This is a genomic window from Kocuria sp. KRD140 (assembly GCF_017168375.1).
Classification (GTDB): domain Bacteria; phylum Actinomycetota; class Actinomycetes; order Actinomycetales; family Micrococcaceae; genus Kocuria; species Kocuria marina.
Genome location: NZ_JABFAW010000007.1, coordinates 289,705 through 304,650, shown reverse-complemented (window position 1 = coordinate 304,650; position 14,946 = coordinate 289,705). Strand labels below are relative to the sequence as shown.

General features: G+C 69.8%; 13 protein-coding genes. 12 read left to right on the top strand and 1 reads right to left on the bottom strand.

Translation table 11 applies throughout. The annotated features are described in order from the left end of the window. The first annotated feature begins 9 nt into the window (after positions 1-9). The 4 genes from J1M36_RS07760 (at position 10) to J1M36_RS07745 (ending at position 2,038) form a co-directional block, all read left to right on the top strand. Positions 10-426 carry a type II secretion system F family protein gene (locus tag J1M36_RS07760; protein WP_240505565.1) on the top strand — a complete coding sequence of 139 codons (417 nt, stop codon included), beginning with the start codon at positions 10-12 and terminating at the stop codon, positions 424-426. A 184-nt stretch (positions 427-610) separates the two neighbouring features. Beyond that, a complete protein-coding gene (locus tag J1M36_RS07755) occupies positions 611-883 on the top strand; it encodes a DUF4244 domain-containing protein (RefSeq protein ID WP_064846641.1) in 273 nt (90 codons plus the stop codon). A gap of 374 nt (positions 884-1,257) precedes the next feature. Then, positions 1,258-1,617, top strand: a complete 360-nt coding sequence (locus tag J1M36_RS07750) for a TadE family type IV pilus minor pilin (RefSeq protein WP_276401456.1) — start codon at positions 1,258-1,260, stop codon at positions 1,615-1,617. A gap of 1 nt (position 1,618) precedes the next feature. Continuing rightward, positions 1,619-2,038: an Rv3654c family TadE-like protein gene (locus J1M36_RS07745; protein WP_064846642.1), complete on the top strand. Its 420-nt coding sequence runs from the start codon at positions 1,619-1,621 to the stop codon at positions 2,036-2,038. A gap of 148 nt (positions 2,039-2,186) precedes the next feature. Here the strand turns inward: J1M36_RS07745 and J1M36_RS07740 are convergent, their stop codons facing one another. Beyond that, positions 2,187-4,499, bottom strand: a complete 2,313-nt coding sequence (locus J1M36_RS07740; RefSeq protein ID WP_197493140.1) for a DEAD/DEAH box helicase — start codon at positions 4,497-4,499, stop codon at positions 2,187-2,189. A 190-nt stretch (positions 4,500-4,689) separates the two neighbouring features. Between J1M36_RS07740 and J1M36_RS07735 the strand changes: the two genes are divergently transcribed. From J1M36_RS07735 to J1M36_RS07700, 8 genes are all read left to right on the top strand, one after another. Beyond that, positions 4,690-5,148, top strand: a complete 459-nt coding sequence (locus J1M36_RS07735) for a pyridoxamine 5'-phosphate oxidase family protein (RefSeq protein ID WP_082943346.1) — start codon at positions 4,690-4,692, stop codon at positions 5,146-5,148. A 3-nt stretch (positions 5,149-5,151) separates the two neighbouring features. Then, positions 5,152-7,047 carry a methyltransferase gene (locus J1M36_RS07730; RefSeq protein WP_064846644.1) on the top strand — a complete coding sequence of 632 codons (1,896 nt, stop codon included), beginning with the start codon at positions 5,152-5,154 and terminating at the stop codon, positions 7,045-7,047. A gap of 10 nt (positions 7,048-7,057) precedes the next feature. Then, entirely contained in the window at positions 7,058-7,483 is a 426-nt protein-coding gene (locus J1M36_RS07725; protein ID WP_064846645.1) for a pyridoxamine 5'-phosphate oxidase family protein, read from the top strand. A 158-nt stretch (positions 7,484-7,641) separates the two neighbouring features. After that, a complete protein-coding gene (gene topA, locus J1M36_RS07720) occupies positions 7,642-10,545 on the top strand; it encodes a type I DNA topoisomerase (protein WP_064846646.1) in 2,904 nt (967 codons plus the stop codon). Between the two features lie 120 nt (positions 10,546-10,665). Further along, entirely contained in the window at positions 10,666-11,646 is a 981-nt protein-coding gene (locus tag J1M36_RS07715; RefSeq protein WP_064846647.1) for an exopolyphosphatase, read from the top strand. After that, positions 11,643-12,446, top strand: coding sequence for a sugar phosphate isomerase/epimerase (locus J1M36_RS07710; protein ID WP_064846648.1), 804 nt, complete (start codon positions 11,643-11,645; stop codon positions 12,444-12,446). The genes J1M36_RS07715 and J1M36_RS07710 overlap by 4 nt, the downstream gene beginning before the upstream one ends. 500 nt (positions 12,447-12,946) lie before the next feature. After that, positions 12,947-13,786 (top strand): pyrroline-5-carboxylate reductase, encoded by an 840-nt coding sequence (gene proC / locus J1M36_RS07705; RefSeq protein ID WP_064846649.1) that lies wholly within the window; start codon positions 12,947-12,949, stop codon positions 13,784-13,786. A 48-nt stretch (positions 13,787-13,834) separates the two neighbouring features. Continuing rightward, positions 13,835-14,932 carry a YbdK family carboxylate-amine ligase gene (locus tag J1M36_RS07700; RefSeq protein WP_064846650.1) on the top strand — a complete coding sequence of 366 codons (1,098 nt, stop codon included), beginning with the start codon at positions 13,835-13,837 and terminating at the stop codon, positions 14,930-14,932. The last annotated feature ends 14 nt before the right edge of the window (positions 14,933-14,946 follow it).

Sequence of the window (14,946 nt, the reverse complement as noted above, 5' to 3'; positions counted from 1 at the left end):
GCGGCACTCGTGGAACTCACGGCATGCCAGCTTGAGACCGGACTGCCCCTCGCGGAGGCCGTGTCCGTCCTCGCGAACAGCTGCGCTGGAGCTGTCCACCAGCAGCTGGGTCGGGTTGCGGCCGCCCTGCGACTCGGGCTCCCGTGGGACGCGGCGTGGCCCGCGGATCAAGAACTGTCCCGGGACATGCGCGACTTCCGCGACGCTCTCGAGTTCACGGCCACCTCCGCCACGGCCTCGGCGTCCGTCCTGCGTGGTCAGGCGGACCTCGTGCGGCGAGCGCAGTACCGTCGCGCCGAACGGGCGGCCGAGGCGCTCGCCGTGAAGCTCGTGCTGCCGCTCGGCCTGTGCTTCCTGCCCGCGTTCATGTGCTGGGGTGTGGTCCCCGTGCTCATGAGTTTGCTGCCCAGGGTCTTCGGATCATGACCGGCCACGCGCGCCTGCACGGCGCTCACGCTGCGGGGAGGGGGAGGGGACCGCCCGCAGGACGCTGCGCCCCGATCTAGGCACGTATTTGCAACCTTCCACTTGTCACGAAGGCGGGTGCGCGACACCGCTGCCATCTCACCCCTCAACACATCACGAACACCCAACGAACAGGAATATCACCATGTCCATGATCACGCTTCCCGCCTGCACCACCGCGTTCGACGATCCCACGGAGATCCCCGTGGAGGATGCGACCCAACCGATGCCGACCGCCGAGGTGCGGCCCCGCACCGCCGTCGATCCGGACGACCCGGACCTCGGGGCGTCCACGGCGGAGTACGCGGTCATCGTGCTCGCGGCCGCCGCGTTCGGCGGCGTCATGGCCGCGGTGCTGTCCTCGGACTCCGTGTCGGGCATGTTGCTCGGCATCATCCAGAAGGCCCTGGCCGTCTGAACCGCGCACCCACCGGGCCCGGGCCGCGGGAGGGCCGCGTAGGACCGGCCACCCTGCGGCCCGGGCCCGGTGCCAGAACCGCATACACCCGAACCACTCCGAGCCCCCGGTCCCGCCGCGCTTCTGTTCCGGCGGACCCGTTCGTCGGAGTGGGGCCACCACCACGCCGCCCGGAACTGCCACGGTCTCCAGTCACACCGTGGTTCGAACACCGTGGAGTGCCGGTGACCGAGCGCGTGGCCGTCCGTAGAAGGAGGACTCCCATGAGAAGGTCAAGAACCGTGCCGGTGCACGATCGCGCCGAAGCCCCACCGGGACAGCCGGAGCACCCACCACGACATCCGGATGCCGGAGCGGTCACGGTGGAAACGGCCGTGATTATGCCCGGTCTCGTCCTGCTCCTGGCCGTTCTGCTCGCGGCCGCAGCTGCCGGGATGACGACCGTGCGCTACGAAGAAGCCGCCCGGGCCTCCGCGCGCGCCGCCGCCCGGGGAGAAACCGCCGAGGTCGTGGAACGCACGGCGCGTGAGATCGCCGGGGACACCGCCGTCGTCCGGGTGAGCGTCGCGGACGACCGGGTCACGGTCGCGGTGAACGGCCCCGCCCCGGGGATCCTGGGGACGTGGAGTGATTGGCGCTTGCAGGCCACGGGCAGCGCGGCCGTGGACACCGCTCTCGGAACCACCGGGGGTCCGAGCGCCGGGCCGGGGACGCTTGATCATGCGAGGCCGTGACATGACGTCGGACGAGGTGCACGAGCATCGTCGGACTCGAGCAGTGGGCGCGGGAGATCATCGCGACGAGGGGTCCGGCACGGTGCACGGTCTGACACTGGCCGTGACGCTGTGCTTTGTCCTCGTGGTGGTCCTGCTCGTCGGGCAGGCCGCGATCCTCACGCACCGTGCGGCCAAGGCGGCGGATTTGGCAGCACTCGCCGCGGCCGACGTCGCTCGCGGCCTGAGCCCCGGTGTCCCGTGCGATGTGGCTGCGCGGGTGGCCGCCGACAACGGGGCGCAGTTGTCCGAGTGCGCGGTGGTGGCCCCTGAGAACACGATCGTGGACGTCACCGCGGTGATCGAGTTGCCACAACCCCTCGCGTCACTGGGCCCGGCCACCGGGGTGTCCCGGGCCGGACCGCCGCCGGGGGAGCCGTGAGCTCCGGGAACTTCACCCCCGGAGCAGCCATCAGCCCCGCAGCAGGCGCCCGCCCCGGAGTGGAAATGTGTATAAGGGGCAGGTCCCCCACCTCGGAGTAGTCAGCCATTGCGGGACGGCCACCCGCCGCGTGGCAGCCGCGAGCGCATCACGGCGCGAAGGACAGCACCCCGTTGAGCAGCTTGAGCGCCCCCGCCTTGTCGAGCGGATTGTTGCGGTTGCCGCACTTGGGGGACTGCACGCACGAGGGGCAACCGGACTCGCATTCGCACTGCGCGATCGCGTCCCGGGTGGCGGTGATCCAGTGCCGGAACATGTCGTACCCGCGCTCGGAGAAGCCCGCACCGCCGGGGTGGCCGTCGTGCACGAAGATCGTGGGCAGTTCGGTGTCCACGTGCAGGGCGGTCGAGAGCCCGCCCACGTCCCACCGGTCACAGGAGGCCAACAGTGGCAGGAGCCCGATCATCGCGTGTTCCGCGGCGTGCAGGGAGCCGGGGATGTCCGGTTCCTCGATCCCCATCGCGGCCAGCTGACCCCCGGAGACCGTGAACCATGTGGCCGTGGTGGACAACTGGCGGGGCGGCAGATCCAGGGGTTCCTCACCCGCCACCTCGTTGGACGCCACCAGTTTGCGTTGATAGCTGACCACCTGGGTGGTCACGTCCACGGCCCCGCGGTGAATGCTCACGGGACCCCACTGCATCGAATCGCGCACGTCCCGCACGCGGACCTCGGTGATGTCCCGCGCGACCGTGTAGAAGTCCGGGAACGCGCGGCGCACCGCCGCCACGTGTAGTCCCTCGTCCAGTTCCTCCACCAGATAGGTTCGGCCCTGATGCACGTAGACCGCGCCCGGGTGGGCTTGGTAATGCGATTGCGGAGCGCCCATGGTGCCGAGCACCGAGCCGGTCTCCGAGTCGATGATCTGCACGGGACCGCCGTCCCCGGAACGGATCGACACCATGGTGGCGGGCTGTTCGGACCGGGTCCAGAACCACCCGCTCGGGCGTCGGCGCAGGTGCCCCGCGCCCGTGAGGGAGTCGACGACGTCGCGCGCGGTGGGCCCGAACAGCTCGAGTTCGTCGGGGCGCAGGGGCAGTTCTGCGGCGGCCGCGCACAGGTGCGGTGCGAGCACGTAGGGGTTGGAGGCCTCGAACACCGTGGCCTCCACGGGGACGTCGAAGATTGCCTCGGGGTGGTTGACCAAGTAGCCGTCCAGGGGATCGTCACCGGCGATCAGTGCCGCCAAGGCGTGCTGGCCCGCCCGCCCGGCGCGGCCGATCTGCTGCAGGAAGGACGCGCGGGTGCCGGGCCACCCGGCGACCAGGACGGCGTCGAGCCCCGCGATGTCGATCCCGAGCTCGAGTGCGGATGTGCTCGCGACCCCCAGCAACCGCCCGTCCCGCAACTGCTGTTCCAGCTCGCGGCGTTCCTCCGGCAGGAATCCGGAACGGTAGGCGGCCACGCGATGACCGAGCGAGGGGTCCACCTCCTCGAGCTGCCGGTGGGCCGCCTGTGCGATGGTCTCCGCGCCGCGGCGGGAACGGATGAACGCGATCGTGCGGATCTGACGCAGCACCAGGTCGGTGAGCATGTCGGAGGCCTCGGCTGTGACCGTGCGGCGACGGGGCGCGCCGTTGTCCGAACCGCCGGGCGACTGTTCCGGCTCCCACAGCACCACGGTGCGCGAACCGTGGGGCGAGGTGTCACGGGTCACCGCCGTCACGTCCTGTTCGGACGCGCCGATGAGCTTGGCGAATGACTGCTGCGGGGACGCACTCGTGGCGGACGCCCCCACGAACACGGGGGAGGCCCCATAATGCGCCGCGACCCGGACAAGTCGGCGCAACAGGACGGCCACGTGCGAACCGAACACCCCCCGGTAGGAATGTGCCTCGTCCACGATCACGAACCGCAGCCGCCGGAAGAACCGCGACCAGCCGATGTGATGCGGCAGGATCCCGTGGTGGAGCATGTCCGGGTTGCACAGGATCACGTCCGCGTGCTCCCGGATCCAACGGCGCTCGCCGGGATCGGTGTCCCCGTCGTAGGTCGCCGCGCGCACGTCCGCGAAGCCGAGTGCACGCAGGGACGTGAGCTGGTCCGCGGCCAGGGCCTTGGTGGGCGAGATGTAGAGGGCCGTGGTCTCGTCCGGATGGTGTAGCAGGCCGGGGCGTTCGGCCACCGCGAGTTTGCCCCGGTGCACGGCGTCGAGCACGAGGGACTGGTAGACCAGGGACTTCCCCGAAGCGGTGCCCGTGGCCACGATCGCGTGTCGCGGAGCGGTCAGCGCAGCGACCTGGTGCGCGTACGGTTCATGGATACCCAGCCGTTCATATGCGCTGACCACGTCCGGGTGCAGCCATTCGGGCCAGGGCGCGTGGGTGGGTTCGCGTTCCGGGATCTCGCGCACATGACGTACCTGCTCGGGGCGGGGTCCGCGTCCGAGCAGGTCCACCATCTCCTGCGAAGTCGTCACCGTGACATTGTGGCCCACACCGGGCGGGGACGACGCCGCCCGGCTACCAATGCGCGGGGCCCGCCACGCGTCGTCGGCTCCCTGCCTGTGCAGGGACCCGGTGCCGGAATCCGATGCGGGGAAGACACCGCCACCTGGCCCACGTCCCGCACCCGCGTGGAATCATGGGGGTATGAGTAACGCTGAGCACCCGCACCCCATGAACATCGCCCACGAGCACGATGACGCGTCCCAGGTCCCGCCCATCACCGAGCTGAGCGAACAGGAGAGCTGGGAGCTGCTCAAGCAGGCACGCTTCGCGCGGCTGGCGACTCGCGACGGCGACGAGATCGACATCACCCCGCTGAACATCGTGACCGACGGCGAGAAGATCTTTTTCCGCTCCGCCAAGGGCACCAAGGTCCTGCACCTGCAACTGAACCCGAACGTGACGGTCGAGATCGACCGCGCCGCCGGTTCACAAGCGCACTCCGTGGTGGTGCGCGGCACGGCCGAGATGATCACGGACACGGACCGGATCGCGTACGTGGAAGAGCTTGGTCTGCGACCGTGGTTGGAGACGGAGAAGATCGAGTTCGTGGAGATCACGCCCACGCGCATCACGGGTCGCGCCTTCCGGTTGGGTCACTGACGGGTGGTCTCTTCCTGTCCCAACGACGCCGCTCCCGGGCCCGCGTTCAGCGTGGTCCCGGATGCCCCGCGCTCCGATGACCCGGAGCTGATCGCCCGCCTCCACGACGACCTCGTGGCCGCGGGGTTCACGGTGGACGGGGTCACGGACCTCGTGGGCGAGCAGGCCATGTCCGCGTGGTCGCGGGACCAGGCGGTCCCTGCCCGTCGCGCCCTGCAACGGCGCTCGCAGGACCTCCGTTCGGTGCCGGGCGGTGCGGAAGATACTCACTCCTCACCGCGCGGCGTCGGCAACGCTGCGGATTCCGCGGGCCATGACGTCGCCGCGTTGATCACCCTCGCCGCGTTCTTCCTGCTCGGGGACCCCGTAACGGCCACATCGCTCGACGCCGCGCTGCCCTCCGTGGGCGCTTCCGGCCTGCAACGGTTGGATCTGGTCGAGGCCGGCGTTGAGCCGGCCGGTGGTGCCGCCGATGCCGCCACCGAGTCGGCCGAAGGCGCCGTCGAGGCCGCTGTGCGCGGGCTCGGTGAGAACTGCCCGTCCCACGCGAACCCGGACGAGAGCGCAGCGGCGGATACCCCCGCGCCCTCCGTCACAGTGCGTTCCGCGGTGGATCTGCGGCCCTACGCCACGGATTCCTCGGCCGAGCTGTACGTCGCGAGCGACCTGGGTGCGTTCCAGCGACCGGGCGTGCTGCGCCATGACCACGTGCTGGGCATCGGGGGTGCATCGCTGACCCTCGTGCAGTCCACACCGCGCCGGCCCGTGGACACCGCCCTGGATCTGGGGACCGGATGCGGGATCCAGACCTTCCACCTCTTGGCCCACGCGCGCCACGTCACGGCCACGGACATCTCCGACCGCGCACTGGCCACCGCGCGGTTCAACCTGATCCTCAACGCCGAGGCACTGGACGTGGACCCGTGGGACTTGCCCGCCCGGGTGAGCCTGGAACGGGGGAGCCTGTTGGAGCCCGTGGCGGATCGCCGGTTCGACATGGTCGTGTCCAACCCGCCCTTCGTGATCACGCCGCGCAGCCCGGACGAACACGCCGAGGACCGCTTCACCTACCGGGACGGCGGTCTGCCGGGGGACCGGCTCGTGCGGGAATTATTGGGCGCGCTGCCCACCGTGTTGAACCCGGGGGCCACCGCGCACCTGCTCGCGAACTGGGAGATCCCGCGCGATCCGCACGAGGAGCCCTCGACCACGTGGTCCCGCGGGCCGGCGTCGTGGGTGCCGCCGGGAACCGGCGCGTGGCTCGTCCAACGTGAAGTGCAGGACCCGTGCGAGTACGCCGAGACCTGGTTGCGGGACGCGTCCCAGCAGCGCGACGTCGCCGACTACGAACGTGCCTACGCGGCCTACCTGGACGACTTCGACTCCCGGGACGTGGCCGCGGTGGGCTTCGGCATGGTGTGGTTGTACCGCCCGGGTGAGGAAACACCGGATATTGCACCGCGGATCTTCGAGACCGTCCCGCACCCGATCCAGCAACCCATCGCCCCGGCGCTCGCCGCGGAGTGGGAGCGCATGCTGCGCATGGCGCGCGACGAGGCGGACCACGGCGCTCGCGGCCCGGCAGCGGCGTCGGACACCGATCCCGCGTGGCTCGCGCGGCACTACACCGTGGCGCAGGACGTGACCGAGGAACGCCACGGCACACCCGGGGCCCCGGACCCGGCCCTGATCCTGTTGCGGCAGGGGGCGGGACTGCGTCGGAGCGTGATCCTCTCGAGCGAGGCGGCGGGCTTCGCGGGCGTGTGCGACGGCGAGCTCAGCGCGGGGCAGATCCTCACGGCCCTCGGATCGCTGCTGGGGTGGCAGGACGGCCCGGCACCCCAGCTGCTGCGTGAAATCAAAGGCCTGATCACACATGGCTTCCTGACGGAGGTGTAAGACTGAACCCATGAGCGAGAACCTGAATCCCTTCCGGGTCATGGATTCCCAGCGGGTCTGGGAGTTGTTGGGCGACATGCCGTACGGCCGCCTTGCCGTCCAGGGCGCGGGCCTCGTGGACATCTTCCCGGTCAATCACGTGGTCAGTCAGCGAAAGATCTATTTCCGCACGTCACAGGGCACCAAGCTGGCCAGCCTGGTGGTGAACAACCACGTGGCATTCGAGGTGGACAAGGTCGAGGGCACCCACGTTGAATCCGCGGTGGTCCACGGCCGGGCGCGCCGGTTGGAGACCCGGGCGGAGGTGGAGGCGGCGGAACAATTGCCGCTGACCCCATGGGCACCGAACTACAAGTTCCACTACGTGGTCCTGGAGCCGGACGACGCCACCGGACGCGAATTCACCATGGGTGAGGAACCGGATCACGACCTGTAGTGATCCAGCGTGTCGTACGCTGACGTCCCGGGCACGGAGTGAACGCGGCACGCGGAGGAATCGAGCGCCGTCGCCCACGCCCACCGGCCGATCAGCATGAACGGCCAGCATTGAACACAGACCCGCCCCGCAACCACGGGTCATGACGAGGAGCACCTTTGGCATCCAAGGCCACCAAGAACGCCGGTACGGGCAAGAGCCTGCTGATCGTGGAGTCACCGTCCAAGGTGAAGACGATCGCGGGGTACCTGGGGGACGCCTATGAAGTGGAGTCCTCCATGGGCCACATCCGTGACCTGCCGCAGCCCTCCGAGCTGCCGACGGACATGAAGAAGGGCCCGTACGGCAAGTTCGCGGTGGACGTGGAGCACGAGTTCGACCCGTACTACGTGGTCAACCCGGACAAGAAGAAGAAGGTCACGGAGCTCAAGCGCAAGCTAAAGGACGCGGACGCCCTGTACCTGGCCACGGATGGTGATCGCGAGGGTGAGGCGATCGCGTGGCACCTGTTGCAGGTGCTCAAGCCCAAGGTCCCCGTGTACCGCTTGACGTTCCCGGAGATCACCCGGGAGGCCATCGAGCGCGGGTTCGCGCAGTTGCGGGAGATCGACCAGGACCTCGTGGACGCCCAGGAGACCCGCCGCATCCTGGACCGGCTCTACGGCTACGAGATCTCCCCGGTGCTGTGGCGCAAGGTCTCCTCGGGGCTCTCCGCCGGGCGCGTGCAGTCCGTGGCCACCCGCCTGGTGGTCCAGCGCGAACGGGAGCGGATCGCGTTCGTGCCCGCCGACTACTGGGACCTCACCGGCACCTTCTCCCGGCCCGAGGGGCAGGACGCTGGGCGGGCCTTCACCGCCCGGTTGAGCTCCCTGAACGGCCGCCGCGTGGCCACCGGCAAGGACTTCACGGACCGCGGCGAGCTCAAGGCCTCCGGGCAGAACGCCCCCGCCGCGCTGGACGAGACCGTGGCCACGGCGCTCGCGGCCGGATTGCAGGACGCCGAGTTCTCGGTCCGTTCGCTCGAGACCAAGCCCTACACGCGCCGTCCCGCCGCACCGTTCACCACCTCCACGCTGCAGCAGGAGGCCGCTCGCAAGCTGCGTTTCACCTCGCGCACCACCATGCGGGTTGCGCAGCGGTTGTACGAGAACGGCTACATCACGTACATGCGTACCGACTCGGTCGCGCTGTCCGATCAGGCGGTCAACGCCGCGCGCTCGCAGGCCAAGGAGCTCTACGGCGCGGAGTTCGTCCCCGCCTCCAAGCGCGTGTACGCGTCCAAGTCCAAGAACGCGCAGGAGGCCCACGAGGCCGTGCGCCCCGCGGGGGACACCTTCCGCACCCCGTCGCAGGTGCGCTCGCAGCTGTCCGTGGACGAGTTCAAGCTCTACGAGCTGATCTGGAAGCGCACCGTGGCCTCCCAGATGGAGGACGCCAAGGGCAGCACCGCGACCGTCCGCCTGGGCGCCACGGCCACCTCCGCCGCCGGGGAGCATTCCGGGGCCGACGCCGAGTTCTCGGCTTCCGGGACCGTCCTCACCTTCCGGGGGTTCCTGGCCGCGTACGAGGAGGGCCGGGACGTGAACCCGGATCTCGCCCATGAGAACTCGAAGCAGTCCGAGAAGTCCGAGGACAAGCGGCTGCCCGTGATGGCCGAGGGTGACGCCCTGGACGCCTCCGAGGTCACCGCGGACGGGCACACCACCACGCCCCCCGCCCGCTACACCGAGGCCTCACTCGTGAAGACCCTGGATGAACTGGGGATCGGGCGGCCCTCCACGTACGCCGCGACCATCTCCACGATCATGGACCGGGGTTACGTGCAGGTGCGCGGCTCGGCGTTGATCCCGTCCTGGCTCGCGTTCTCCGTGGTGCGGTTGTTGGAGGAGCATTTCTCCGACTACGTGGACTACGACTTCACGGCGGAGCTCGAGGAGGACCTGGACCGGATCGCCCGCGGCGAGGCCGAGCGGGTCAAGTGGCTCGAGGGGTTCTACTTCGGTGACACCGCCTCCGAACCAGGACTCAAGCCGCTCGTGGACGACCTCGGGGAGATCGACGCCCGCGCCGTGAACTCGATCCCCGTCACGGACGAGATCACGTTGCGCGTGGGCAAGTTCGGTCCGTACCTCGAGACCGGTGGCACGGTGGACCCGGAGACGGGGGAACTGACCGACCCGGTGCGCGCGAACGTCCCGCTGGACCTCGCCCCGGATGAGCTCACGCCCGAGAAGGCGCGGGAACTCATGGAGATCGGCAAGGCGGACGGCCGTGAGCTGGGCGTGAACCCGGACACCGGTCGGATGATCGTGGCCAAGGACGGCCGTTACGGTCCCTACGTCACGGAGGTGATCCCGGAGCCCACGCAGGAGGAACTGGACGCGATCCCCACCGAGTACTACAAGAACGGCAAGCCCAAGCCCAAGAAGGTCGAGCGGCCCAAGCCCAACACGGCATCCCTGTTCTCGTCCATGAACCTGCAGGACATCACCCTGGACGACGCCCTCAAGCTGCTGTCCCTTCCCCGGGTACTGGGTGAGGACACCGACGGTGAGACCATCACGGTGCAGAACGGGCGTTACGGCCCGTACCTGAAGAAGGGCTCCGACTCCCGGTCGATCGGTTCCGAGGACCAGATCTTCACGATCACCCTGGACGAGGCCAAGACCATTTACGCGCAGCCCAAGCAGCGCGGTCGCCAGGCCGCCAAGCCCCCGCTCGCGGATCTGGGTGCGGATCCCCTGACCGAGAAGCGCATGGTCATTAAGGAAGGCCGCTTCGGCGCGTACATCACGGACGGGGAGACCAACGTGACGGTCCCGCGTGCCGAGGCGATCGAGCAGATCACCGCGGCCCGCGCGTCCCAGTTGCTCGCCGAGAAGCGGGCGAAGGGCCCGGCGCCCGCCAAGACGACGTCGCGCTCTCGCAGCTCGGCCAAGAGCGGCACGGCCAAAAGCGGGACGGCGAAACGTTCCACGGCCAAGGGTGCGACTACCAAGAGTGGCGCGGCCAGGAAGACCACGCGCAAGACCGCCGGCGCGGGGCGTTCCGCGAGCAAGTAGGACCGGTTCGTGCGGCGGCGTCCCGGCGGCGTCGTCCCCGCGGTCGTCCCGAAGCCCCGCGATCCGGTCCGGCCCAACGGCCCCACCCAACGCCTCCACCCAGCGAGCGAAGGAACTCACATGCGGCTCTCCGTCCTGGACGTCGGCTCCAACACGGTGCACCTGCTCCTGCTGGACGTCTATCCGGGGTCGCGGCCGGAACCGTACGCGTCCCACAAGATGGCGCTACGGCTCGTGGACTACCAGGACGACGACGGTCGGATCACGGACGAGGGCCGTGACCTGCTCACCGGGTTCGTGGTGGAGGCGCGTGACTTTGCCGTGGAGCACCGCGCGGAGGACCTGCTCGCGTTCGCGACCTCCGCGATCCGGGAGGCCACCAACGGCAACGCCGTGCTGGACCACGTCCAGTCCACGTCCGGGGTCACGCTCACGGAACTGTCCGGGGACCAGGAGGCGGCCGTGACGTTCTCCGCGGTGCGCCGCTGGTTCGGCTGGGGCGCCGGACGCGTCCTGGATTTCGACATCGGCGGAGGGTCCTTCGAGATGGCGATCGGCACCAACGCGTTGCCCACGGTCGCCACGTCCGTCCCGCTCGGTGCGGGTCGGCTGTACCGGGCATATCTCGCGGGGTACGACGTCGCACCCCCGGCCCGCTTCAAGGCCTTGCGCAAGCACGTGCGCACCACGCTGCGTCCCGCCGTGGACCGGATCGCCGCCGGGGGACAACCGAATCTGGTCGCGGGCACGTCCAAGACGTTCCGCTCGCTCGCGCGGATCTGCGGGGCGGCGCCGTCGGGCCAGGGACCGTACGTGCAACGCGTCATGCACCTGGAGGACCTACGCTTGTGGACGCGGCGCATGGAGGCCATGACCGTGGCCGAACGCGCGGACCTGCCCGGTGTCTCCGAACACCGTGCCGCGCAGGTGGTGGCCGGGGCGATCGTCGCGGAGACCGCCATGGACCTGCTCAAGGTGGAGTCGCTGCGGATCTCCCCGTGGGCCCTGCGGGAAGGACTCATCCTGCGGCGCATGGACCGGCTGCTGCGGGACTCCACGAGCTCGACCGTCGATCCCAAGGACCTGGTGACCAGCTCATGACCGACACACCCGTCTACCGCCCGCACGTGGCCCTGTCCACGAGTTCGCTGTACCCGCAGGGTGTCCCCGAGACGTTCGACGCCGCCCAGCGCCTGGGCTACGACAGCGTGGAAGTGCTCGTGACCCACGAGCGCATGAGTCAGCTGACCCACCAACTGCTGGACAACATCCAGAAGTACCAGCTGCCCATCTCCACGATCCACGCGCCCACGCTGCTGTTCACGCAACAGGTGTGGGGCAAGGCGTGGACCAAGATCCAGATGGCCGCCAAGCTCACGCACCAGGTGGGCGCGGAAGTCGTGGTGGCCCACCCGCCGTTCCGGTGGCAGCGCAAGTACGCGCGCAACTTCGTGGCCGGTGTGCGTGAGGTCTCCCGGATGACCGACACCAAGATCTCCGTGGAGAACATGTACCCGTGGCGCGTGGGCGGGCGTGAGGCCGTCGTCTACTCGCCGCATTACAGCCCCCTGGGTCAGGACTACGACTGGGTCACGTGGGACTTCTCCCACGCGGCCACCGCCAAGATGGATTCGCTCGCGGCCGTCAAGGAACTCGGTTCCCGGTTGGGCCACGTGCACCTCACGGACGGTTCCGGTCAGACCATGGCGGACGAGCACCTCCTGCCGGGGCGGGGCGTACAACCGGTCGCCGAGACCCTCGAGTACCTGCGTGATCAGCGCTGGCAGGGTGTGGTGGGGGTCGAGGTCTCTACACGCAAGACCAAGGACGCGGACGAGCGGGACGAGTGGCTCGCCGAAGCCCTGTCTTTCGCGCGCCGCCACATGACGGTGGAGGGCTAGCCCGTCGGACCCCGGACCCGGTGCACCGCGGCGGGCCGGTGCCGCCACCCCTTCCGCCTCACACCGCCTTGCACCGCCACCCGTCCAGGGTGGCGCGCACATCTGCGCTGCGATACGCACGGTTTCGGCCCCGAGTCCGCGCGTTCTGCAGCGAGGATGTCCCGGGCCGCACCGGCGTGGGAGCGGGCTGAGGTTGCCGCTTCCGCCCGGTCACCAGGGGTGGATACACATAAGTCCCGGAACAGCTGCCTGGACACGGGATCCGTGTCTTTTCGGGCCATGAATGTTCGCAGCCGCGGGGCGCGGTGCTTCCCCGGCCCCGTATGGAGTGCTCCCCGCCGACCTCCACGGCACGGAGTCCCATCCGGCGCGCTCGCGGGGACCGTCCGCCGCGCGATACCGTTCAAGGAGAGTTCCGTGACCGCAACAACACCCCGTGAGCCCTACTGCGCGGCAACAGCACGAGAGGGCCCCCGGGCGGGTGTGAAAGGACTGATGGCATGAGCGAGCTGACCCTGGCGTTCCTGGGAACCGGTTCCATGAACGGTGCGATCCTGCGAGGGGTCCTGGCGGGCGGCACCGAGAAGGGGGCGGTGCGCGCGACGACCCGATCGGCGTCGTCGGGGGAGGAGCTGCGTGACGAGACCGGCGTGACCGTGTTCGCGGGCGAGGAGGACGCGGAGGCGAACCGCACTGCCGTGAAGGGCGCGGACGTCGTGCTGCTGGGGGTCAAGCCGTACGCGATCCTGGACCTGGCGCGCGAGATCGCACCCGCTCTGGACCCCGGGACCGTGGTGGTGTCCGTGGCCGCCGGTGTCACGCTGGACGCCCTGCAGAAGGCCCTGCCGCAGGGGCAGCCGGTAGTGCGCTCGATGCCCAATACGCCGTCGAGCGTGGGCCGTGGCGTGCTGTCCGTGACCCCGGGTGAGCACGTGTCCCGTGAGCAGCTGGACGCGGTGAAGGACGTGCTGGCCGCCGTGGGCACGGTCGTGGAGGTGCCCGAGAACCTGATCCGCGCGGTCACGGGTGTGTCCGGCTCGGGCCCCGCGTACGTGTTCTACCTGGCCGAGGCCATGCAGCACGCGGGGGAGCAGCTGGGCCTGGACCCGGAGACGGCGCGCGTGCTCGCGAAGGAGACGGTCTCCGGCGCGGGCGTCCTGCTCGCTCCCGACGACGCTGATCCCGCCGCCCTGCGCAAGGCCGTCACCAGCCCGGGCGGCACCACGGAGCAGGCGATCACCACGTTCGACGAGAAGGGCCTGCGCGAGATCATCGCGGCCGGCGCGGAGGCGTCCGCGACGAAGGGTGACCACATGGAGAAGGAATACGGCGGCGAATGACGTGAACCGCCCGGCCCACCACACGAGACCACGCAAGGCGGTAGCACCATGAGCACGTTCGGCATCGAGGAAGAGTTCTTGCTGGTGGACCGCGGGGACAACCTCCCCGCACGGCCCACGCCGGAACAGTCGGCGCAACTGATGTCGCTGACCGCTGGCGGCGGTGCGGCCACCCCGGAATGGCTCTCGTGTCAGGTCGAGGAGACCTCCCCGGTGTTCCGCGACGCCGCCACGGCAGTGGATTCGCTCGTGGAGTTCCGCACGGCGCTGCGCGAGGCCACGAACGCCATGGGCATGGACGTGGTGGGCGTCGCCGCAGCCCCGGACGTGCGGCCCGAACCCGCGCAGATCACCCACGACGCCCGCTACCAGCGACTTGCCGGCCAGACCCCGGCCATCGCGGCGGACCAGTACATCAGCGGGATGCACGTGCACCTGGGGTTCCCGGACCTGGAGGCCGCGGTGCGTGCCCTGAACGGGCTGCGGGGCTGGTTGCCCGTGCTCGTGGCCATCGGTGCGAACTCGCCCGTGTGGCGGGGCGTGGAATCCGGGTTCGAGAGCTGGCGTTCCATCCACTATCGCCGCTGGATGACCAACGGCGTGCCGCCCCACTTCCAGGACCTGCACGACTACGACTCGCGAGTGGCCATGCTCACCGCGTTCGACGCCGTGGAGAGCCCCGCGAGTCTCAGCTGGCTCGCCCGGTTGTCCCACCGCCACGACACCCTGGAGATCCGCGCGTGCGACGTCCAGTTGGAGGCCCAGGACTCGGTGGCCATCGCGGTGCTCACGCGCGCCCTCGCGAACTACGCGCTCGAGGCGTCGCCCGCGGTCGCGTTCACGCAGGAGTACCTGGACATCGCACTGTGGCAGTCCGCCCGGTGGGGGCTGAGCGGCCGGCTCCTGGATCCCGTCACGGCCACCCTGGTCCCAGCCGAGGAACTCGTGAGCACCCTGCTGGAACGGGTGAGCGGGCACTACACCTCGCAGGAGGACCGTCGCTTCGCCGAGGCGGGGGTGCACCACATCCTCGAGCGCGGTAATGGGGCGAGCCGTCAGCGCCGGGCTTTCGGCCGCGCCGGCGTCCCCGGGATCATGGCGCTCGCCACGCGGGCCATGACGGCCGCGCCGTCGGATGCTGAGTAACGCGGGGTAGCGTC

Excerpts from the sequence above, each read along its gene's own strand:
- J1M36_RS07725 (WP_064846645.1), top strand. The coding sequence starts at position 7,058 with ATGAGCGAGAACCTGAATCCCTTCCGGGTCATGGATTCCCAGCGGGTC.
- J1M36_RS07745 (WP_064846642.1), top strand. The coding sequence starts at position 1,619 with ATGACGTCGGACGAGGTGCACGAGCATCGTCGGACTCGAGCAGTGGGC.
- J1M36_RS07715 (WP_064846647.1), top strand. The coding sequence starts at position 10,666 with ATGCGGCTCTCCGTCCTGGACGTCGGCTCCAACACGGTGCACCTGCTC.
- J1M36_RS07710 (WP_064846648.1), top strand. The coding sequence starts at position 11,643 with ATGACCGACACACCCGTCTACCGCCCGCACGTGGCCCTGTCCACGAGT.
- J1M36_RS07740 (WP_197493140.1), bottom strand. The coding sequence starts at position 4,499 with ATGGTGGACCTGCTCGGACGCGGACCCCGCCCCGAGCAGGTACGTCAT.
- J1M36_RS07735 (WP_082943346.1), top strand. The coding sequence starts at position 4,690 with ATGAGTAACGCTGAGCACCCGCACCCCATGAACATCGCCCACGAGCAC.
- J1M36_RS07700 (WP_064846650.1), top strand. The coding sequence starts at position 13,835 with ATGAGCACGTTCGGCATCGAGGAAGAGTTCTTGCTGGTGGACCGCGGG.
- proC (WP_064846649.1), top strand. The coding sequence starts at position 12,947 with ATGAGCGAGCTGACCCTGGCGTTCCTGGGAACCGGTTCCATGAACGGT.
- J1M36_RS07755 (WP_064846641.1), top strand. The coding sequence starts at position 611 with ATGTCCATGATCACGCTTCCCGCCTGCACCACCGCGTTCGACGATCCC.